Raw genomic sequence first — 20591 nt, 5'->3', positions numbered from 1 at the left:
CTACGCAGGGGCACCACCCCGGGCCAGCGGTTTGGATCACTTGCCCTCGACGGGCCAGCACTTGGGGTCGCCCTTGCACCAGATGGTCCGGGTGACCGTCACGGTGACGGTGGCGCCCGGCCCGCCGTTTCCGCCCGAGGGGTTGTTGACGATGGGCGACGGTGTCGCGTTGCAGTTGCCGAGCCCCGTCACATGGAACCACTGCTTGCCGCCCACCTTGGCGGTGAGGTCACCGCGCACACAGGCACCGTTGACGGCCCGGGTGACCTTGCCGGTGACGGTGATGTCCCGTCGGTCCTTGGTCTGTCCCTGGCAGTCGACATCGGCCACAGTGGTCTCGCTCGCCGAAGGCGCCGTCCGTCCGGCCGTGGCGGCCTTGTTGTTCCCGTAGTTGGCGGTGCAGCTCAGCCACTGCACGTCGACGTGCTGCCGCTCCAGCTCCTTGGTCGCGGTCCGGTCGGTCGTGTACGCCACGGCCGCCGAGTTCAGCCCGCCCGGATCACAGGCCACGGCCCCGCCGACGCCCAGCACGGCAAGTCCCATCGCGGCCGCCACCCGCCGTCCCCGCGGCCGCCGCCAAATCCGCCTCAGTGCCCCCATGGACGGCAGCCTGCCACCGTGTGCCGTCCGGCGGTAGAGCGCATACGGTCACGAAAGCGCCCGCGGGCGCCTACCCGTCAGCCGCGCAGCAGCAGCCACTCCTGCAACTCCACCAGGTTCCCTTCGGGGTCCTTGAGATGGGCGACCCGCATGCGGTCCGTCAGGGGGGCCGGGCCGTGCAGGAGGACGGCGCCCCGGGTGGCGATCTGTTCGCAGTAGGTGTCGAGGTCGTCGACGCGCAGCACCACCAGGGAGCGGTGGCCCGTTGCCGTGTCGCCCAGTTCGTTCAGGACCTCGGCCATCATCGAACGGTCCTGGAGGGCGATGCCCGCCGAGCCGGTGGCCGGGCTGAACTTCTCGTACGGGCCCGCGGTCGCGCCCGACTGCGGCTTGAGGCCGAGGACCTCGCCGTAGAAGCGGTAGCAGGCGGCGAAGTCGCTGACCAGGAGCCGGACTTGGGCGAGTTCCATGGTGTTCCCCGTGATCGTTCAGGACCAGCGGCCGGTGCGGCCCAGGAGCAGGGCGGTCGCCGCGGTGCCCGCGGTCGATGTACGCAGCACGCTACGCCCGAGCCGGTACGCCTTCGCACCCGCCTCGGCGAAGAGCGCCAACTCCTGTTCGGACACGCCCCCTTCGGGGCCGACGACCAGCACGATCTCGCCCGCGGAGGGCAGCTCGGCGGTCGCCAGCGGCTCACTTGCGTAGTCGCGGTCCTCGTGCAGTACGGCGGCGAAGTCGGCTTTGGCGAGAAGTGCGGCAACCTGCTTGGTCGTCGCCGCGTCCGCGACCTCCGGGAAGCGCAGCCGACGGGACTGCTTGCCGGCCTCGCGGGCGGTGGCCCGCCACTTGGCGAGCGACTTCAGCCCCCGCTCGCCCTTCCACTGGGTGATGCAGCGGGCCGCCGACCACGGCACGATCGCGTCGACGCCGGTCTCGGTCATCGTCTCGACGGCCAGCTCGCCACGGTCGCCCTTGGGCAGGGCCTGGACGACGGTGATACGGGGGCTGGGCTCGGGCTCGACGGGGAACGCGACGGGCTCGACGAACAGCCGGTCCTTGCCCTCCGTCCGCACGACCGCACCGGCGGCACCGCGGCCCAGACCGTCGGTCAGCACCACGTCCTCGCCGGGCTGCAGCCGCCGCACGGACACCGCGTGCCGCCCTTCGGGGCCGTCCAGTTCGACGATCGAGCCGGGCCCCACGCCCGCCAGCGAGTCGACGACGAACACCGGCGCGGTCATCGCAGGTCCCCCTTGCCCGACAACGCTGTCCTGGCCATGTCGAGCTCGGCGGCGAGGACTTCCACCAGCTGTCCCGCCGGGAGCTCGCGCGCCATGCGGTGCCCCTGCCCCGCCCACAGCGCCATGCCCTGGGCGTCGCCGGAGGCGGCGGCCTTCTTGCGCAGGGGCGCGGTGAGGTGGTGGACCTCCGGGTAGGCGGCGGGGGCGTACGGCCCGTGCTCGCGCAGGAAGCGGTTGACCAGGCCGCGGGCCGGGCGGCCGGAGAACGCGCGGGTCAGCTCCGTGCGTACGAACAGCGGGTTGGTGAGCGCCTGCTTGTGGACGGCGTTCGCGCCGGACTCCGGGGTGGCGAGGAACGCCGTGCCGAGCTGGGCGGCGCTCGCGCCCGCCGCCAGCACCGCGGCGATCTGGCCGCCGCGCATGATGCCGCCGGCGGCGACGATCGGGATGCTCACGGTCTCGCGGACCTGGGCGACGAGCGAGAGCAGCCCGATACCGGTGCCCTCCGCCTCCGGGTTGTCCCGGTGGGTGCCCTGGTGCCCGCCGGCCTCCACGCCCTGCGCGATCACCGCGTCGGCGCCGGCCAGCTGCACGGCGATGGCCTCCTCGGGGGTGGTCGCGGTGACCAGCGTGAAGGTTCCGGCCCGGCGGAGGGAGTCGAGGACCTCGGGGCTCGGGACCCCGAAGTGGAAGGAGACCACCGGCACGGGGTTGTCGAGCAGAACGGCCAGCTTGGAGTCGTAGGCGTCGTCACGGCCGCTGTCCGGATCGCCCAGCTCGGTCTCGTACCAGGCGGCCTCCCCGGCCAGCTGGTGGGCGTAGATCTCCACGGCACCGGGGTCGGCGGAATCGGGCTGGGGCATGAAGAGGTTCACGCCGAAGGGGCGGTGGGTGATCCCCCGGAGCTGCTTGATCTCCTGGTACATGCCGTCGGCCGTCTTGTACCCGGCGGCGAGAAAACCGAGCCCCCCGGCCTCGCACACGGCGGCGGCCAGATGCGGCACGGAGACACCGCCCGCCATGGGGGCCTGCACGATCGGGTGAGGGAAGAGATCGGTCAGCGCGGAGGACATGACGGCATGTTGTCACGTCCTCCGAACAAGTCCGAATCGGACCATCCCCTTGGCACGTGCCTGCACTTTTCAGCTCGTCCGGCGTGTGAGCGGGGGTCTGGGGGCGCAGCCCCCAGCACCATCTCAACGCCCGTTGAACGCATCCTTCAACCGCGAGAACAACCCCTGCTGGCCCGGCTGGAACTGCCCCTGCGGCCGCTCCTCACCCCGCAGCTTGGCCAGCTCCCGCAGCAACCGCTCCTGCTCGGGATCCAGCTTCGTCGGGGTCTGGACCTCGACGTGCACGATCAGGTCCCCGCGGCCGCCGCCGCGCAGGTGCGTGACGCCCCGTCCGTGCAGTGGGATCGACTGACCGGACTGGGTGCCCGGCCGGATGTCGACCTCCTCCATGCCGTCCAGCGTCTCCAGCGGCACCTTGGTGCCGAGGGACGCGGCCGTCATCGGGATGGTGACCGTGCAGTGCAGGTCGTCGCCGCGCCGCTGGAACATCGCGTGGGGCAGCTCGTGGATCTCGACGTAGAGGTCACCGGCGGGCCCGCCACCGGGGCCGACCTCGCCCTCGCCGGCGAGCTGGATCCGGGTGCCGTTGTCGACACCGGCCGGGATCTTGACCGTGAGGGTACGGCGGGACCGCACCCGGCCGTCGCCCGCGCACTCCGGGCACGGCGTCGGGACCACGGTGCCGAAGCCCTGGCACTGCGGGCAGGGACGCGAGGTCATGACCTGGCCCAGGAAGGACCGCGTCACCTGCGACACCTCACCGCGACCGCGGCACATGTCACACGTCTGGGCGGAGGTGCCCGGCGCCGCGCCCTCACCGTTGCAGGTGGAGCAGACGATCGCCGTGTCGACCTGGATGTCCTTCGTGGTGCCGAAGGCCGCCTCGTCGAGCTCGATCTCCAGCCGGATCATCGCGTCCTGGCCGCGGCGGGTGCGCGAGCGCGGTCCGCGCTGCGACGCCGTACCGAAGAACGCGTCCATGATGTCCGAGAAGTTCCCGAACCCACCGGCGCCGAAGCCGCCCGCGCCTCCGCCGCCCGCCTGGGACAGCGGGTCGCCGCCGAGGTCGTAGACCTGCTTCTTCTGCGGGTCCGAGAGCACCTCGTAGGCGGCGTTGATCTCCTTGAACCGCTCCTGGGTCTTCGGATCCGGGTTCACGTCCGGGTGCAGCTCGCGCGCGAGCCGCCGGAAGGCCTTCTTGATCTCTTCCTGCGACGCGTCGCGGCGCACGCCGAGAACGGCGTAGTAGTCCGTGGCCACTTACGACTCCGCCAGGATCTGTCCGACGTACCGTGCCACTGCGCGTACCGCTCCCATCGTTCCCGGGTAATCCATGCGGGTCGGTCCGACCACGCCCATCTTGGCGACTGCCTCGCCGCCCGAACCGTAGCCGACCGACACCACGGAAGTGGAGTTGAGTCCCTCATAGGCGTTCTCGTGCCCGATGCGCACCGTCATGCCCGAATCCCCCGCCTCGCCAAGCAACTTGAGGAGCACGACCTGCTCCTCAAGCGCCTCCAGGACGGGGCGGATGGTGAGGGGGAAATCATGTCCGAAACGGGTCAGATTGGCGGTGCCGCCGATCATCAGCCGTTCCTCGTTCTCCTCGACCAGTGTCTCCAGAAGTGTGGAGAGCACTGTCGAGACCGTACCCCGGTCCTCGACGTCGAAGCCTTCGGGCAGGTCTTCCACGAGCCGGGGGACGTCGGTGAAGCGCCGGCCCGCGACCCGGCTGTTGAGCCGCGCCCGCAGATCCGCGAGCGAGGCCTCCCCGAACGGCGCCGGGCAGTCGACCATGCGCTGCTCGACCCGGCCGGTGTCCGTGATCAGCACGAGCATCACGCGCGCGGGAGCGAGCGAGAGCAGCTCCACGTGCCGCACGGTCGAGCGGGTCAGGGACGGGTACTGCACGACGGCGACCTGCCGGGTGAGCTGCGCGAGCAGCCGGACCGTCCGCGCCACCACGTCGTCGAGATCCACGGCGCCGTCGAGGAAGTTCTGGATCGCCCGCTTCTCGGGCGCGGACATGGGCTTGACGCCCGCCAGCTTGTCGACGAACAGCCGGTAGCCCTTGTCGGTGGGGATGCGCCCCGCGCTGGTGTGCGGCTGCGCGATGAATCCCTCGTCCTCCAGGGCCGCCATGTCGTTGCGGACCGTCGCCGGGGACACGCCCAGGTTGTGCCGCTCGGTCAGAGCCTTCGATCCCACCGGCTCCTCGGTGCCGACGTAGTCCTGGACGATGGCGCGCAGTACCTGCAGCCGTCGTTCACTCAGCATCCAGCGCACACCTCCAGAAGTCGTCCCCCAGGCTGTTCGCCTGGCACTCTGTCCGTCCGAGTGCCAGCCGTTACCGGCCAGTGTACGGCGGTGGGGTACACCCAGGGCAAGGTCGGCCCCTGTTGAACGGGGCGTACCGCTAGCGTCGCCGTATGACGGTGACTTGGGAAGAGCTGGAGTGGGAGCGACTGGCGGCCGGGGTCGGCCGGTGCCGGCTGCCCCGCTGGGACTGCACGACAGGACTGGTCGTCGGGGAGGGCACGGCGCTCTTGATCGACGCGGGGTCGAGCCTCGCGGAGGGCGCACGGTTGCGTGCCGAAGCGCAGGAGCTCGCCGGTCACCGTGTGACTCATCTCGCGCTCACGCATCCCCATTTCGACCATGTCCTCGGGGCGGCGGTGTTCGCCGGCGCGGAGGTGTACGGCGCGGTGGGCATCGACACGGTGCTGGACGGCCGGCACGCGCGCGAGGAGCTGCGGGCGGACGCGGTGTCGCAGGGCCTTGACATGCACGCGGCGGAGGAGGCGGCGGCCGCCCTGGTCCCGCCCCGGCACCACGTCTCGGGCGAGTGGACGCTCGACCTGGGCGGCGGCCGGCAGGTGCTGCTGGCGAACGTCGGGCCGGCCCACTCGGCCCACGATCTCGCGGTGCTGGTGCCGGGCTCCCCGGAGGTCGTCTTCTGTGGCGACCTGGTGGAGGAGTCCGGCGAACCGCAGGCCGGTTCCGACGCCGTACCGTCGCAGTGGCCGGCCGCCCTCGACCGACTTCTGGACCTGGGCGGGGAGGACGCACTGTATGTACCCGGTCACGGAGCGGTGGTGGACGCGGGGTTCGTGCGGAGACAGCGGGACGAGCTGGCGGCACGTTTCGGCGTGTCGTAGTCGCCGACCGGCCGCTTCTCCTATCGTCACTCGAATGCGCCAGTACTCCGCCGATCTGACCCCGCCGTGGAAGAAGCCCAAGCCCGTGCCGGAGGTTCCTGCGGAGCCCGGGCTGGTGGTCGAGGAGCCCGGCACCGGTTTCTGCGGCGCGGTGATCCGCTGCGAGGCGGGCACGGTGACCCTGGAGGACCGCTTCGGCAAGCACCGGGTGTTCCCGCTGGAGCCGCGGGGGTTTCTGCTGGAGGGGCGGGTGGTCACGCTCGTGCGTCCGACCAGCGCGGCTCCTGTACGGCCCACTCGTACGGCATCCGGTTCGGTGGCCGTCCCCGGCGCACGCGCGCGTGTCGCTCGCGCCGGGCGGATCTACGTGGAGGGCCGCCACGACGCCGAGCTGGTCGAGAAGGTCTGGGGCGACGACCTGCGCATCGAGGGCGTGGTCGTGGAGTACCTGGAGGGTGTGGACGACCTGCCGTCGATCGTGGCGGAGTTCGCGCCGGGGCCGGATGCGCGGCTGGGGGTGCTGGTGGACCACCTGGTGCCGGGGAGCAAGGAGTGGCGGATCGCGGAGGCGGTGACGAGCGAGCACGCGCTGGTGGTGGGCCACCCGTACATCGACATCTGGGAGGCCGTGAAGCCGTCGTCGCTGGGGATCGCCGGGTGGCCGCGGGTTCCGCACGGGCAGGACTGGAAGACGGGGGTGTGCCGGGCGCTGGGGTGGCCGTCGGAGAACACCGGGGCGGTGTGGCAGGCGATCCTGAAGCGGGTGGGGTCCTACAAGGATCTGGAGCCGGAGCTGCTGGGGCGGGTGGAGGAGCTGATCGACTTCGTCACGGCGCCGGGTCACGCCTGAACTCGTCCGTGTCGATGCTCGTGTCGAGCACAGGCAGGAGGAGCGTCTCCCCATACCTCCAGTTGCGCTGACAGCGATAGTCGGCGCGCTCGTTGCTCCCGTACGGCTCGGTGAGCACGAGGCATTCAGCCGCTGCCGGATCGACGATCAGGTACACCGGTACACCTGCTCCAGCGTAGATCGATCGTTTGGTCACGTAGTCGCGGTGCGCGCTGGTCCTGGACACGACCTCGACCAGCATGGTGACCGCCTCGACCGGTACGAGGCGACCGGAGTCCGGCCCCGCACCCCGTTCGAGCACCACGATGTCCGGGACCGGCTCGCTCGTTTCCCGGTGCATCTCGACGTACTGCCGCTGCAGCGGCAGCCAACGGCTCCTCGGAACACCATCCTGGACGTCCGTCACCGTGTAGTTGTGCACCAGGTCCGGGGATCTCGTCATCACGATCTCCCCTCGCAAGAGCTCCGCCCTGATCCCCTCGGGGACGTCAAGTGTGCCGAAGAACTCGATCACCTGCCGGTCGTTCATGACGGCACCCTAGAAACGGGACGTGGACACCCGAGGGCCTAACCAGAGGCGACCACCCGCACGGGTGATCAATCCACCAAGTCCCGCACCACCGCATCCGCCAACAACCGCCCCCGCAACGTCAGCACCGCCCGCCCCTCCTCATACGGCCCGCTCTCCAGCAGCCCCTCCCCCAGCGCCCGCCGAGAAGCCGCCAGCCCCTCCTCCCGCAGCAGCTCCAGCGGCACCCCCTCCCGCAACCGCAGCTCCAGCAGGATCCGCTCCACCCGCCGGTCCTCCTCCGACAACAGCTCCCGCCCGGCGCCCGGCGACTTCCCCGCCGCCAGTGCCGCCGCATACGCCCCCGGGTGCTTCACGTTCCACCACCGCACCCCGCCCACATGGGAATGCGCGCCCGGGCCCGCGCCCCACCAGTCGGCGCCCCGCCAGTACAGCTCGTTGTGCAGGCAGCGGGCCGACTCGGAGGTGGCCCAGTTGGAGACCTCGTACCAGTCGAAGCCCGCCGCCGACATCACCTCGTCCGCGATCAGATACCGGTCCGCGTGGACGTCGTCGTCCGTCATCGGGACCTCGCCCCGGCGGATGCGACGGGCCAGCTGCGTGCCCTCCTCGACGATCAGTGCGTACGCCGACACGTGATCCGGTCCGGCGCCGAGCGCCGCCTCCAGGGAGGCCCGCCAGTCGTCGTCCGACTCCCCGGGGGTGCCGTAGATCAGGTCCAGGTTCACGTGCTCGAAGCCGGCCGCGCGGGCCTCCGCGACGCACGCCTCCGGCCGCCCCGGCGTGTGCGTCCGGTCCAGCACGCGCAGCACATGCTGCTTCGCGCTCTGCATGCCGAAGGAGACGCGGTTGAAGCCGCCCTCCCGGAGCGCGGCCAGATACGCCGGGTCCACCGACTCCGGGTTCGCCTCCGTCGTCACCTCCGCGTCCGCCGCGAGACCGAACTCGTCCCGGATCGCCCCCAGCATCCGTACGAGATCACCGGCGGCCAGCAGCGTCGGCGTACCACCGCCCACGAAGACCGTGCGGACCTCGCGCGGGTCGTCGCCCAGGACCTTCCGCGCCAGGCGGATCTCGTCGATCAGGGTGTCCGCGTAGTTGTCGCGGGAGGCGAGGACGCCGCCCGTGCCGCGCAGCTCGGTGGCGGTGTAGGTGTTGAAGTCGCAGTAGCCGCAGCGGGTCGCGCAGTACGGGACGTGGAGATAGAAGCCGAGGGGGCGGTCGGGGGGCCCGGCGAGTGCGGAAGCGGGGAGTGCGCCGTCGGCGGGGACCGGCTCGCCGTCGGGGAGTGCGGAAGGCATGCCTTCCATTGTCCAGCACCGTACGAACTGCTCACTCCGCCTGCAGCACCAGCAGCGCGAGGTCGTCCTCCGGCGGGCGCCCGCCGAACTCGTGGACCAGCCTGCGGATGCGTTCCGCGATCAGCTCGGCGCTCAGGCCCGCGCACCCGGAGAGCGCGGCCGCGAGCCCGTCGGCGTCGTCGAACATGTCGGAGCCGGAGCGGCGCTCCGTCACGCCGTCCGTGACGCACAGGAGGCTGTCGCCGGTGCGGAGCTCGAAGGTTTCGCTCTTGTACGTCGCGTCCTCGACGACACCGAGGAGGGTCTGCGGACGGGCTGCCGTACGGACGCTTCCGTCGGGGCCGAGGAGCAGCGGGAGCGGGTGGCCGGCGGAGGCGAGCGTGCAGCGGACGCCGCCGTCGAAGGGGGTCAGCTCGCCGTAGAGGAGGGAGAGGAAGCGGGTCTGCGGGCCGTCCCCGGGGGCCGGCGGCCGTACCAGGGCCCGGGCGGCGGCGTCCGCGGCCTCGGTCGCGTCGTCCAGGAGGAGGCGGTTGAGGCGGTCGAGGACGTCGGCGACGCGGTAGCCCTCGCGTGCGAGCAGGCGCAGCCAGGGGCGGGCCAGGCCGATGACGACGGCGGCCTCGGGGCCCTTGCCCTGGACGTCGCCGACGGCGAAGCACCAGCGGCCGTCGCCGGCCGGGAAGAGGTCGTAGAAGTCGCCGCTGGGGCCGCCCTTGTCGCACGGTTCGTAGACGAGGGCGCTGCGTACGCCGGGGATCTCGGCGACGGCGGCGGGCAGCAGGCCGCGTTGCAGGACCTGGCTGATGGTGGCCTGTCGGGCGTACTGGCGGGCCGCGCCGATGGCGAGCGCCACCCGGCGGCTGAGGTCCTCGACGAGCCCGGTGACCTCGTCGGGGAAGCGCAGCAGCCCGGCGCGTCCGATGACGAGCGTGCCGAGCGGCCGGCCGCCCGCGATCAGACGGTAGGCGAGCGCCGCACCGTGCTCGTCCCGCACGTCGAGCGCCTCGCCGGGCCACGGATAGACGACCGGCCCGGACTTCCCCCAGTCCCGGCTCCTCCCCCACTCTCGGCTTCGCTCGATCGGGGGGACCCCCATCCCCGGTGGTGCGCTCATCGCCTCGGGTGGATGCGGCGGGTCCTTCTCCAGGGCGCGGCGCAGCTCCTCGATGCGGTTCTCGCTGCAGTGCCAGACGCGGGCCAGGCGGGGCCCGGCGCCCCCGGTGCCGTCGGCCCAGGCCCCGCGGCCCAGGGCCTCGTCCTCCAGCCACACCGCGCACCAGTCGGCGAGCCGCGGCACGATCAGCTGTCCCGCGAGTGCGGCGACCAGGTTCTCGTCGAGCTGCCCGGCCAGCAGATCGGAGGCCTCGGCGAGGAAGGACAGGGCGCCGCGGTGCAGCCAGTCCCGGTCGCGCTCGGCTCGCTGCGGGTCGGGCGCCAGTATCTCGGCGGCGCGCAGCCCTCGTTCCAGTGCCTGCCGGCCGGCGTGCGCCTCCGGCTCGGCGGCGGTCGGGCTCCGTTCGGCGGGCAGTCGCGCCCACACCGTCTTGGTGCCGCGGCGGAAGGTGACACCCCAGGAGTCGGCGAGCGTGGCGACCAGGCGCAGCCCGCGGCCGTACTCCGGTGTCCCGTACGGCACTTCGGCCGTCTCGTAGGGCCCTTCGGCGTCCGAGTCGCGGGGCGCCCGGGAGGGGTGATGGTCGGAGACCTCCACCACGAGCCCGCCCGGCGCCTCCTCCATACGGCACTCCACCTCGACCTCGGTGCCCGCGTGCACGACGGCGTTGGTGACGAGTTCGCTGACGACGAGGACCGCGTCGTCGGCGAGCCGGTCGGTGAGGTGTTCGGCACCGGGGAGCCGGGCCTCGGCCCAGTCGGCGAGCGCGGCGCGTACGAGGGCGCGGGCGGAACCCGGCGCGAGGGGGCTGCCGGGCAGCGTCGTGTACGCCTGCGCACGCGGGTCCACCCTCCCGTGCGCGGTCGCGTGCAGGTGTGCAGGCGCATCGCAAGCGCAGGAAGCGGTCTCCCGTTGCGTCGGAATGGCCCCCATGGACAGCTCCCCGAGCGGTTCGGACGAATACGCCTCAGTCGATGCCGACAGAGTGACAGACTGGCCTCGCCCATAAGCGCCGAGTTACCGAAGTGGGCCGCCATGAGTGAGAACAGTGCTACGCGTGTGCTCGAAGACGGTCAAAAACCGGAACAACTGCGAGCATCGGAGCTGCGTCCGCTGCTCGCCGCGATGACCGCCGCCCGGGACGGCGACTTCACAAAGGTTCCGGAGACGGGCCACGGGATGGTGGCCGAGCTGACGGCCGTGTTCAACCAGATCATGGACCGCAACACGCACTTCAACGGGGAAGTGCAGAGGGTCAAGCGGGAGTTGGTACGGCACGGGCGGCTCGACGAGCGGGTCTCGGCGAGCCCCGGGCAGGGCGCCTGGACCTCCCGGGTCAACGATGTGAACCAGCTGCTCGATGCCCTGGTGGCCCCGGCGGCGAACGCGACGCGGGTGCTCGACGCGGTGGCCGGCGGCGATCTGACTCAGCGGGTCGACCTGCACGACGGCAACCGGCAGCTGCGCGGTGATCTGCGGCGGCTGGGCCGGGCCGTGAACAAGATGGTCGACCAGTTGTCGCTGTTCACCGGCGAGGTGACCCGGGTCGCGCGCGAGGTGGGCACCGAGGGGCGGCTGGGTGGACGGGCCAAGGTGACGGGTCTGTCCGGCAGTTGGCGGGACGTGACCGAGGCCGTCAACACGATGGCGTCCCGGTTGACCGCGCAGGTGCGTGACATCGCGCTGGTGACGACGGCGGTGGCCCGCGGAGACCTGACCCGTACGGTCACCGTCGAGGCGACCGGTGAGCTGCTCGAACTGAAGCTGACCGTCAACACGATGGTGGACCAGCTCTCCGCCTTCGCCGACGAGGTGACCCGCGTGGCCCGCGAGGTCGGCACCGAGGGCCAGCTGGGCGGGCGCGCCCAGGTGCGGGGCGTCAGCGGGGTCTGGAAGGACCTGACCGACAACGTCAACTTCATGGCCTCGAACCTGACTTCGCAGGTCCGCAACATCGCCCAGGTGACCACCGCCGTCGCCAACGGCGACCTGAGCCAGAAGATCACGGTCGACGCGCAGGGCGAGATCCTGGAACTGAAGTCGACCATCAACACGATGGTGGACCAGCTCTCCGCCTTCGCCGACGAGGTCACGCGCGTGGCCCGCGAGGTCGGCACCGAGGGAAACCTCGGCGGCCGTGCGCAGGTGCGGGGCGTGTCCGGGGTCTGGAAGGACCTCACGGACAACGTCAACTTCATGGCGGACAACCTCACTTCGCAGGTCCGCAACATCGCCCTCGTCTCGACCGCGGTGGCCCAGGGCGACCTCGGCAAGAAGATCACGGTCGAGGCGAAGGGCGAGATCCTGGAGCTGAAGTCCACGATCAACACGATGGTGGACCAGCTCTCCGCCTTCGCCGACGAGGTCACCCGTGTCGCCCGCGAGGTCGGCACCGAGGGAAACCTGGGCGGCCAGGCGCAGGTGAGGGGCGTCTCCGGCGTCTGGAAGGACCTCACCGACAACGTCAACTTCATGGCGCTGAACCTGACTTCGCAGGTCCGCAACATCGCGCAGGTGACGACCGCCGTCGCCAACGGAGACCTCTCCAAGAAGATCACCGTCGACGCACGCGGCGAGATCCTGGAACTGAAGGACACCGTCAACACGATGGTGGAGCAGCTGCGCGCCTTCGCCGACGAGGTGACGAGGGTGGCCCGCGAGGTCGGCACCGACGGCCGGCTAGGCGGCCGCGCCCAGGTGCTGGGCGTGTCCGGTGTCTGGCGGGACCTGACCGACAACGTCAACTACATGGCGGACAACCTCACTTCCCAGGTGCGGAACATCGCCCAGGTGACGACCGCCGTCGCCAACGGCGACCTCTCCAAGAAGATCGACGTCGACGCGCGCGGCGAGATCCTGGAGCTGAAGACCGCCATCAACACGATGGTCGACACGCTCTCCTCCTTCTCCTCCGAGGTGACCCGCGTGGCCCGCGAGGTCGGCTCCGAGGGACAGCTCGGCGGCCAGGCGCGGGTCGAGGGCGTGTACGGCACCTGGAAGCGTCTGACGACGAACGTGAACGAACTGGCCTCGAACCTGACCACCCAGGTCCGCGCGATCGCCGAGGTCGCCTCCGCGGTGGCCCAGGGCGACATGTCCCGCTCCATCACCGTGGAGACCCAGGGCGAGGTCGCCGAGCTGAAGGACAACATCAACCTGATGGTGGCCAACCTCCGCGAGACCACCCGCGCGAAGGACTGGCTGGAGTCCAACCTGGCCCGCCTGGCCGCGCTGATGCAGGGCCACCGCGATCTGATGGAGGTCGCCGACCTGCTGCTGCGCGAGCTGACCCCGCTGGTGAACGCCCAGTACGGCGCGTTCTTCCTGGCCGACCCGGAGGAGGAGGGTGCCTCCCTCCGCACCACCGTTCCTGCGAAAGGACTGGCTTTCATCGCGGGCTACGGCTCGGCGCAGGGCGCGACCGTCGAGACCGGAGGCCTCCCGGTGCACGGTCTGGTGCAGCAGGCGGCCCGGGAGAAGAAGCGGATCCTCGTCGAGGAGGCCCCGCCGGACTACATCAAGATCAACAGCGGTCTCGGTGAGGCGGCTCCCACGAGTGTCGTCATCATCCCGATCCTCTTCGAGGACAAGCTCCTCGGCGTGATCGAGCTGGCCTCCTTCTCCCGCTTCTCCGACGTCCACCTCGCCTTCTTCGATCAGTTCGTGAACACCATCGCCGTCGCGATCAACACGATCATCGCCAACTCCCGTACGGAGTCCCTGCTCGGCGAGTCCCAGCGCCTGGCCATGCAGCTCCAGGAACGCTCGGACGAACTCCAGAAGCAGCAGGCCGAGTTGCAGCGCTCCAACGCCGAACTGGAGGAGAAGGCCGCGCTGCTCGCGACGTCGTCGCAGTACAAGTCGGAGTTCCTGGCGAACATGTCGCACGAGCTGCGCACCCCGCTGAACTCCCTGCTGATCCTGGCGAGGCTGCTCTCCGACAACCCGGACGGCCATCTCTCCGACCAGGAAGTGCAGTTCGCGACGACGATCCACCGCTCCGGCTCGGACCTCCTCCAGCTGATCAACGACATCCTGGACCTGTCGAAGATCGAAGCCGGCCGCATGGACGTACGCCCGAAGAAGCTGCCGCTCATCAAGCTCCTCGACTACGTCCACGCCACCTTCCGCCCGCTCACCCTCGACCGTGGCCTCGCCTTCGAGGTGGCGGTCGGCGAGGACGTGCCGCGCGAGATGTACTCGGACGAGCAGCGGCTCCAGCAGATCCTGCGCAACCTGCTCTCCAACGCCATCAAGTTCACCGCGTCGGGCCGGGTCGAGCTGCGCGTGAGCCGGATCAAGGACCCCGAGCGCCTCCATGTCCGCGACAGCGACGACGTGATCGCCTTCGCGGTCACGGACACCGGCATCGGCATCGCCGCCGAGAAACTCCCGGTGATCTTCGAGGCGTTCCAGCAGGCCGACGGCACCACCAACCGCAAGTACGGCGGCACGGGCCTCGGCCTGTCCATCAGCCGGGAGATCGCGGGCCTGCTCGGCGGCCGTATCGTCGCCACCAGCGAGCCCGGAAAGGGGTCCACCTTCACGCTGTACGTCCCCGTGGTCAGCCCCGGCCACCCGGCGACCGGCCCGACCCCGGAGGAGCGTGCTCTGCCGGTGCCGGAGCAGCTGTCCGCCGAGCCCTTCACCACTACGCACGACGTGGACGACTCCTGGCCGGCGCCCACCAAACTGGAGGCGTGGAAGTCGGGCCGGGCCGGTCAGGTCCTGCCCGGGCGGCGGGTGTTGATCGTCGACGACGACATCCGCAACGTCTTCGCCCTCACCCATGTCCTCGGCCGCGTCGGCATGCCGGTCCTGTACGCGGAGAACGGCCGCGAGGGCATCGAGACCCTGGAGCGCAACCCGGACGTGGAACTCGTCCTGATGGACATCATGATGCCGGAGATGGACGGCTACGAGACCATCGCCGCCATCCGCCGCACCCCCCGCTGGTCCGGTCTGCCGATCGTCGCCCTGACCGCCAAGGCGATGCCCGGAGACCGCGAGAAGTCCATCGGCCGGGGTGCGAACGACTACGTACCGAAGCCGGTGGACGTCGATCAGCTGCTGACGGTCGTCTGCGCACTACTGGATCCGGAGGGCCCGGACGAGACCACCGACACCACTGCCCCGCAGCCGGGCACGACCGAGGAAGCGGCGGCAGGGCCGAACACCGAATGAGGCACACTCATCATGAGCGCTGAGGCAACGACCAACGAGCGCGCCAGCATCCTCCTCGTGGACGACATGGAGGACAACCTGATAGCGCTGGAGGCCGTCCTGGGGTCCCTCAACGAGCCGCTGGTACGCGCACGTTCGGGCGAGGAGGCGATGAAGGCACTGCTGCGCCAGCACTTCGCCCTCGTCCTGCTCGACGTCCGCATGCCCGGCATGGACGGATTCGAGACGGCCGCCAACATCAAGCGGCTCGACCAGACCAAGGATGTCCCGATCATCTTCCTGACCGGCGCGGAGGACGACTCCGGCTACGCGTTCCGCGGCTACGCCACAGGAGCCGCGGACTACCTCACCAAGCCCTTCGACCCCTGGGTCCTCCGCGCAAAGGTCACCGTCTTCCTGGACCTCCACCGCAAGAACCAGCAGCTGGAACGTTTGGTCGCCCAGGAGCAGGCGGATTACGGGGAGGTGGGCAGCCGGCTGGCTGAACTGGAGAGGCAACTGGACGCAGAGGAGCCCCCGGACCTGACGATCTTGCGTGCCCAGGTCCGGGAGCTACGGGAACTAGTAGCCAGAGGGCGCGGGTTCTGACCTCAAGGGGCGCGGGGAACTGCGCGACAAGCCACGACGAACGGTCAGCCGCGAAGGATCCTCTGCCTCCCCCTACGCCTCGCGCGTACCGGCGTACATCTCGTCAATCAGGTGCTTGTACTCCCGCTCGACAACAGGCCGCTTCAGCTTCAGGCTGGGCGTGATCTCCCCGTGCTCGACGTCGAGATCCCGCGGCAGAAGACGGAACTTCTTGACCGTCTGCCACCGCTGCAACCCCTGGTTGAGCTCCGTGACATACCCCTCGATGAGCGCGACCGTCGCCGGCGCGGCCACCACCTCGGCGTACGGCTTGCCGTCGAGGCCGTTCTCCGACGCCCACTGCAGAATCGACGGCTCGTCCAAGGCGATCAGCGCCGTGCAGAAGTTCCGGTCGGCCCCGTGCACCAGGATGTTGGAGACGTACGGGCACACCGCCTTGAACTGCCCCTCGACCTCCGCGGGCGCGATGTACTTGCCGCCGGACGTCTTGATGAGGTCCTTCTTGCGGTCGGTGATGCGCAGATACCCGTCGGGCGACAGCTCCCCGATGTCACCGGTGTGGAACCAGCCGTCCGACTCCAGCACCTCGGCGGTCTTCTCGGGCAGCCCGTGGTAGCCCTCCATGATGCCCGGGCCGCGCAGCAGGATCTCCCCGTCGTCCGCGATACGCACCTCCGTGCCGGGCAGCGGCTTGCCGACCGTGCCGGTGCGGTAGGCCTCGCCGGGGTTCACGAAGGAGGCCGCCGAGGACTCCGTGAGGCCGTAGCCCTCGAGGATGTGGATGCCGGCGCCGGCGAAGAAGTAGCCGATCTCGGGCGCGAGCGCGGCCGACCCGGAGACGCACGCCCGCAGGTTCCCGCCGAACGCCTCGCGGATCTTGGCGAAGACCAGCGCGTCGGCGACCTTGTGCTTGGCGCCGAGCGAGAACGGGACGGACGCCGTGCCGGTGCGCCGGAAGTTGTCCTGCGCGACCTTGGCGTACTCGCGGGCCACCCCGGCCGCCCACTGGAAGATCTTGTACTTGGCGCCGCCGCCGGCCTTCGCCTTGGCCGCGACCCCGTTGTAGACCTTCTCGAAGATACGCGGGACGGCCGCCATGTAGGTCGGCTTCACGACCGGCAGATTCTCGATGATCTTGTCGACGCGGCCGTCGACGGCGGTGACGTGCCCGACCTCGATCTGCCCGGAGGTGAGGACCTTGCCGAAGACGTGGGCGAGCGGCAGCCACAGGTACTGCACGTCCTCGCCGCTGATCAGCCCGGTCGCGGCGATCGCCTTCGCCATGTACGACCAGTTGTCGTGGGGCAGTCGCACGCCCTTGGGGCGGCCGGTCGTGCCCGAGGTGTAGATCAGCGTCGCGAGCTGATCGGACGTGATCGCACCGACCCGCTCCTTGATCAGGTCGGGGTCCTTCTCCAGGCGGGCGGCGCCCCGGGCCTCCAGCTCGGTGAGGGTGAGCACCCAGTCGCTGGTTTCGACGCCGGCCGGGTCGATCACGACGACATGGGTGAGGTCGGGCAGCTCGGCGCGCTTCTCGACCGCCTTGGCGAGCTGTGCCGCGTCCTCCGCGATCAGCACCCGGCTGTCGGAGTCGGAGAGGATGAACGCCGACTCGTCGGCGTTGGTCTGCGGGTAGACCGTGGTCGTGGCCGCTCCGGCGCACAGGATGCCGAGGTCGGCGAGGATCCACTCGACCCGGGTCGAGGAGGCGAGCGCGACGCGCTGCTCGGGCTGCACTCCGAGTTCGATCAGACCGGCCGCGATCGCGTAGACCCGCTCGGCGGCCTGCGCCCAGCTGAGGGTCTTCCATTCGTCGGGGCCCTCACCGGAGGCGGGCGCCACCGGGTAGCGGTAGGCCTCCGCGTCCGGTGTGGCCGCAACGCGTTCCAGGAAGAGGGTCGCCACGCTCGGCGGACGGTTCTCGATCAGTGTCTGTGTGTCGCTCACGACATCCTCCGGGGCCCGCGGCAGTGCGGCTGGCTCAAGTGCGGCGGTATTGACTGCGGCTGTATCCACTCGCGAACCGTTGTTTAACTCGCGAGTAACTATCGAGCAGAGATCAGGGTAGAGCCCGACCGGCCGGTTCGTAAGGGGCAGCGGCCTGTCACTTCGTACAGAGAGCGACACTACGCACGCGTAGGGGCTCGCCGCACTTTCGTACGCCGAGCCCCTGTTGTGTCCGGATTGGTGCCGCAACCCTTCGTTACCCGTGGTTACCCGCGGTTACACGTGGTCACTTCTTGCCCTTGCCCGACCCCGCGCTGTCATCGCTGGAGAGCACGGCGATGAAGGCCTCCTGCGGAACCTCCACGGAACCCACCATCTTCATCCGCTTCTTGCCCTCCTTCTGCTTCTCCAGCAGCTTGCGCTTACGGGAGATGTCACCGCCGTAGCACTTGGCGAGGACGTCCTTGCGGATGGCGCGGATGGTCTCGCGGGCGATCACCCGGGAGCCGATGGCGGCCTGGATGGGCACCTCGAAGGCCTGCCGCGGGATCAGCTCGCGCAGTTTGGCGACGAGCCGCACACCGTAGGCGTAGGCCGCGTCCTTGTGGGTGATCGCGGAGAAGGCGTCGACCTTGTCGCCGTGCAGCAGGATGTCGACCTTGACCAGGCTGGAGGTCTGCTCGCCGGTGGGCTCGTAGTCCAGCGAGGCATAGCCGCGCGTCTTCGACTTCAACTGGTCGAAGAAGTCGAAGACGATCTCCGCGAGGGGGAGCGTGTAGCGGATCTCGACGCGGTCCTCGGACAGGTAGTCCATGCCGAGCAGGGTGCCGCGCCGGGTCTGGCACAGCTCCATGATCGAGCCGATGAACTCGGTGGGCGCGAGGATCGTGGCGCGTACGACGGGCTCGTACACCTCGTTGATCTTGCCCTCGGGGAACTCGCTCGGGTTGGTGACGGTGTGCTCGGTGCCGTCCTCCATAACCACCCGGTAGACCACGTTCGGCGCGGTCGCGATCAGGTCGAGCCCGAACTCGCGCTCCAGCCGCTCACGGATCACGTCCAGGTGCAGCAGCCCGAGGAAGCCGACGCGGAAACCGAAGCCGAGGGCGGCGGAGGTCTCCGGCTCGTAGACGAGCGCCGCGTCGTTGAGCTGGAGCTTGTCGAGGGCTTCGCGCAGCTCGGGGTAGTCGGAGCCGTCCAGCGGATACAGACCGGAGAAGACCATGGGCTTCGGGTCCTTGTATCCCCCGAGCGCCTCAGTGGCCCCCTTCTGCTGGCTGGTGACGGTGTCACCGACCTTTGACTGGCGGACGTCCTTCACACCGGTGATGAGGTAGCCCACCTCACCGACGCCGAGGCCGTCGGCGCCCAGCATCTCGGGCGAGTTGGTGCCGATCTCCAGCAGCTCGTGGGTGGCGCCGGTCGACATCATCTTGATGCGCTCACGCTTGTTGAGCTGGCCGTCGATGACCCGGACGTACGTCACGACACCGCGGTAGGAGTCGTAGACCGAGTCGAAGATCATCGCGCGGGCGGGGGCGTCGGCGACACCGACCGGGGCCGGGACCTCCTTGACGACCCGGTCAAGGAGCGCGTCGACACCGAGCCCGGTCTTGGCGGAGACCTTGAGCACGTCGGACGGGTCGCAGCCGACGAGGTTCGCGAGCTCCTCGGCGAACTTCTCGGGCTGCGCGGCCGGCAGGTCGATCTTGTTCAGTACGGGGATGATCGTGAGGTCGTTCTCCATCGCCAGGTAGAGGTTGGCGAGGGTCTGGGCCTCGATGCCCTGGGCGGCGTCGACGAGGAGGACGGTGCCCTCGCAAGCGGCGAGCGACCGCGAGACCTCGTAGGTGAAGTCGACGTGCCCCGGGGTGTCGATCATGTTGAGGATGTGCGTGTTGCCGGGCTCGTGGGTCGGAGCCCAGGGCAGGCGCACCGCCTGGGACTTGATCGTGATGCCGCGCTCGCGCTCGATGTCCATCCGGTCGAGGTACTGAGCACGCATCTGCCGCTGCTCGACCACACCGGTCAGCTGGAGCATCCGGTCGGCGAGCGTGGACTTGCCGTGGTCGATGTGCGCGATGATGCAGAAATTGCGGATCAGAGCCGGGTCGGTACGGCTCGGCTCGGGCACATTGTTAGGGGTCGCGGGCACGCAGGGTCCTGTCTCTTGAGGCGCCTTATGCCTCGGGTCGGATCGATACGTAGGTTCCATGGTCCCACGGGTGGCGACCGGGGACCGTTTTGGGCCGCCGGGACAGCCACTGGTACTCTGGGTGGCTGTGTCTCATGCCCTCTCAGCGCGAGGCACAACTCCCAAGAAATCACCTGGTACGGGACCCGGTATCTCCTGCACGGAGTACGCCTGGCCCTGTGCCTGAACCTGAAAAGGCTCAATCAGTGGCGAACATCAAGTCCCAGATCAAGCGGATCAAGACCAACGAGAAGGCCCGGCTGCGCAACAAGGCCGTCAAGTCCTCCCTGAAGACCGCGATCCGCAAGGCCCGCGAGGCCGCTGCCGCGGGTGACGTCGAGAAGGCCACCGAGTACCAGCGCGCTGCCGCGCGTCAGCTCGACAAGGCCGTCGCGAAGGGCGTCATCCACAAGAACCAGGCCGCCAACAAGAAGTCGGCGCTTGCTTCCAAGGTCGCCTCCATCCAGGGCTGAACCTCTTACTGATCTGACCGGTCCCCCGGGACCGAACCGCCGGAAAGACCCAGAGCGGGCCCTCTCTCATCCGCTCCCGACCGGCACCCGAGGATCCGCGCGCGGCCTGCGTTCGCCACGCGGGCGCGGATCCGACAGCTTGAGCCGAGGCCTCGGCACCCAGCCCTTCCCCAGGGCGAGGTGCCGGGGCCTTCGGCGTTCTTGGACGGCATTTGCTTGACGGCACCTTTGAGCGCCGGGCCGCATTTCTTCAGCCCGTCCGGCGTTTGAGGACGAGGCCGTTCAGGCCGAAGCGGGGGCCTGGGGGCGGCAGCCCCCAGCGGGGTCGAAGGGGCAGCG

At 69.9% G+C, this 20591-nt stretch carries 16 protein-coding genes; 5 read left to right on the top strand and 11 right to left on the bottom strand.

What is annotated here, in order from left to right:
- Nucleotides 1-36: 36 nt before the first annotated feature.
- From ACWC1K_RS40955 to hrcA, 6 genes are all read right to left on the bottom strand, one after another.
- Complete coding sequence (locus ACWC1K_RS40955) at nucleotides 37-600, bottom strand: hypothetical protein (RefSeq protein ID WP_450838245.1); 564 nt, start codon at nucleotides 598-600, stop codon at nucleotides 37-39.
- Nucleotides 601-677: 77 nt separating this feature from the next.
- On the bottom strand, nucleotides 678-1070 hold the full coding sequence (locus tag ACWC1K_RS40950; RefSeq protein ID WP_450838243.1) for a VOC family protein: 393 nt from the start codon (nucleotides 1068-1070) through the stop codon (nucleotides 678-680).
- A gap of 18 nt (nucleotides 1071-1088) precedes the next feature.
- Nucleotides 1089-1841, bottom strand: coding sequence for a 16S rRNA (uracil(1498)-N(3))-methyltransferase (locus tag ACWC1K_RS40945; RefSeq protein WP_450838242.1), 753 nt, complete (start codon nucleotides 1839-1841; stop codon nucleotides 1089-1091).
- The gene (locus ACWC1K_RS40940) at nucleotides 1838-2914 is read right to left on the bottom strand and encodes a nitronate monooxygenase (RefSeq protein WP_450838240.1); all 1077 of its coding nucleotides are present in this window, start codon (nucleotides 2912-2914) and stop codon (nucleotides 1838-1840) included. The genes ACWC1K_RS40945 and ACWC1K_RS40940 overlap by 4 nt, the downstream gene beginning before the upstream one ends.
- A gap of 123 nt (nucleotides 2915-3037) precedes the next feature.
- Nucleotides 3038-4174, bottom strand: coding sequence for a molecular chaperone DnaJ (gene dnaJ, locus ACWC1K_RS40935; RefSeq protein WP_450838238.1), 1137 nt, complete (start codon nucleotides 4172-4174; stop codon nucleotides 3038-3040).
- A complete protein-coding gene (hrcA, locus tag ACWC1K_RS40930) occupies nucleotides 4175-5191 on the bottom strand; it encodes a heat-inducible transcriptional repressor HrcA (RefSeq protein WP_351470863.1) in 1017 nt (338 codons plus the stop codon).
- Nucleotides 5192-5343: 152 nt separating this feature from the next.
- Here hrcA and ACWC1K_RS40925 point away from each other — a divergent pair, with 152 nt between their 5' ends.
- Nucleotides 5344-6072 carry an MBL fold metallo-hydrolase gene (locus ACWC1K_RS40925; protein ID WP_450838237.1) on the top strand — a complete coding sequence of 243 codons (729 nt, stop codon included), beginning with the start codon at nucleotides 5344-5346 and terminating at the stop codon, nucleotides 6070-6072.
- A 34-nt stretch (nucleotides 6073-6106) separates the two neighbouring features.
- The gene (locus ACWC1K_RS40920; protein WP_450838236.1) at nucleotides 6107-6922 is read left to right on the top strand and encodes a DUF3097 domain-containing protein; all 816 of its coding nucleotides are present in this window, start codon (nucleotides 6107-6109) and stop codon (nucleotides 6920-6922) included.
- On the opposite strand, the gene ACWC1K_RS40915 is transcribed toward ACWC1K_RS40920, so the two are convergent.
- The 3 genes from ACWC1K_RS40915 to ACWC1K_RS40905 all read right to left on the bottom strand — a co-directional run bounded on the left by ACWC1K_RS40915 (nucleotide 6900) and on the right by ACWC1K_RS40905 (nucleotide 10799).
- Nucleotides 6900-7451 (bottom strand): Uma2 family endonuclease, encoded by a 552-nt coding sequence (locus ACWC1K_RS40915; protein ID WP_450838234.1) that lies wholly within the window; start codon nucleotides 7449-7451, stop codon nucleotides 6900-6902. The two genes, ACWC1K_RS40920 and ACWC1K_RS40915, sit on opposite strands and share 23 nt — an antisense overlap.
- A gap of 68 nt (nucleotides 7452-7519) precedes the next feature.
- Complete coding sequence (gene hemW / locus ACWC1K_RS40910; RefSeq protein ID WP_450838233.1) at nucleotides 7520-8752, bottom strand: radical SAM family heme chaperone HemW; 1233 nt, start codon at nucleotides 8750-8752, stop codon at nucleotides 7520-7522.
- Nucleotides 8753-8783: 31 nt separating this feature from the next.
- Nucleotides 8784-10799, bottom strand: a complete 2016-nt coding sequence (locus ACWC1K_RS40905; RefSeq protein ID WP_450838232.1) for a SpoIIE family protein phosphatase — start codon at nucleotides 10797-10799, stop codon at nucleotides 8784-8786.
- Between the two features lie 102 nt (nucleotides 10800-10901).
- Here ACWC1K_RS40905 and ACWC1K_RS40900 point away from each other — a divergent pair, with 102 nt between their 5' ends.
- Nucleotides 10902-15050, top strand: coding sequence for a HAMP domain-containing protein (locus tag ACWC1K_RS40900; protein ID WP_450838230.1), 4149 nt, complete (start codon nucleotides 10902-10904; stop codon nucleotides 15048-15050).
- Between the two features lie 12 nt (nucleotides 15051-15062).
- Nucleotides 15063-15638, top strand: coding sequence for a response regulator (locus ACWC1K_RS40895; protein ID WP_450838228.1), 576 nt, complete (start codon nucleotides 15063-15065; stop codon nucleotides 15636-15638).
- A 72-nt stretch (nucleotides 15639-15710) separates the two neighbouring features.
- Here the strand turns inward: ACWC1K_RS40895 and ACWC1K_RS40890 are convergent, their stop codons facing one another.
- Nucleotides 15711-17585, bottom strand: a complete 1875-nt coding sequence (locus ACWC1K_RS40890; RefSeq protein ID WP_450838226.1) for an AMP-dependent synthetase/ligase — start codon at nucleotides 17583-17585, stop codon at nucleotides 15711-15713.
- A gap of 286 nt (nucleotides 17586-17871) precedes the next feature.
- Nucleotides 17872-19740 (bottom strand): translation elongation factor 4, encoded by a 1869-nt coding sequence (lepA, locus tag ACWC1K_RS40885; RefSeq protein WP_450838225.1) that lies wholly within the window; start codon nucleotides 19738-19740, stop codon nucleotides 17872-17874.
- 245 nt (nucleotides 19741-19985) lie between these two features.
- On the opposite strand from lepA, the gene rpsT reads away from it, so the two are divergent.
- Nucleotides 19986-20252 (top strand): 30S ribosomal protein S20, encoded by a 267-nt coding sequence (gene rpsT, locus ACWC1K_RS40880; RefSeq protein WP_351470889.1) that lies wholly within the window; start codon nucleotides 19986-19988, stop codon nucleotides 20250-20252.
- Nucleotides 20253-20591: the final 339 nt, after the last annotated feature.

The organism is Streptomyces sp. NPDC001492, from assembly GCF_053597275.1.
This window is presented reverse-complemented; position numbering and strand designations above follow the sequence as displayed.

What these genes read in the sequence shown, in the direction of transcription:
- ACWC1K_RS40955 (WP_450838245.1), bottom strand. Translation starts at nt 600, where the DNA reads ATGGGGGCACTGAGGCGGATTTGGCGGCGGCCGCGGGGACGGCGGGTG.
- hemW (WP_450838233.1), bottom strand. Translation starts at nt 8,752, where the DNA reads ATGCCTTCCGCACTCCCCGACGGCGAGCCGGTCCCCGCCGACGGCGCA.
- ACWC1K_RS40905 (WP_450838232.1), bottom strand. Translation starts at nt 10,799, where the DNA reads ATGGGGGCCATTCCGACGCAACGGGAGACCGCTTCCTGCGCTTGCGAT.
- ACWC1K_RS40945 (WP_450838242.1), bottom strand. Translation starts at nt 1,841, where the DNA reads ATGACCGCGCCGGTGTTCGTCGTCGACTCGCTGGCGGGCGTGGGGCCC.
- ACWC1K_RS40925 (WP_450838237.1), top strand. Translation starts at nt 5,344, where the DNA reads ATGACGGTGACTTGGGAAGAGCTGGAGTGGGAGCGACTGGCGGCCGGG.
- ACWC1K_RS40920 (WP_450838236.1), top strand. Translation starts at nt 6,107, where the DNA reads ATGCGCCAGTACTCCGCCGATCTGACCCCGCCGTGGAAGAAGCCCAAG.
- hrcA (WP_351470863.1), bottom strand. Translation starts at nt 5,191, where the DNA reads ATGCTGAGTGAACGACGGCTGCAGGTACTGCGCGCCATCGTCCAGGAC.
- ACWC1K_RS40895 (WP_450838228.1), top strand. Translation starts at nt 15,063, where the DNA reads ATGAGCGCTGAGGCAACGACCAACGAGCGCGCCAGCATCCTCCTCGTG.
- ACWC1K_RS40940 (WP_450838240.1), bottom strand. Translation starts at nt 2,914, where the DNA reads ATGTCCTCCGCGCTGACCGATCTCTTCCCTCACCCGATCGTGCAGGCC.
- ACWC1K_RS40915 (WP_450838234.1), bottom strand. Translation starts at nt 7,451, where the DNA reads ATGAACGACCGGCAGGTGATCGAGTTCTTCGGCACACTTGACGTCCCC.
- ACWC1K_RS40900 (WP_450838230.1), top strand. Translation starts at nt 10,902, where the DNA reads ATGAGTGAGAACAGTGCTACGCGTGTGCTCGAAGACGGTCAAAAACCG.
- ACWC1K_RS40950 (WP_450838243.1), bottom strand. Translation starts at nt 1,070, where the DNA reads ATGGAACTCGCCCAAGTCCGGCTCCTGGTCAGCGACTTCGCCGCCTGC.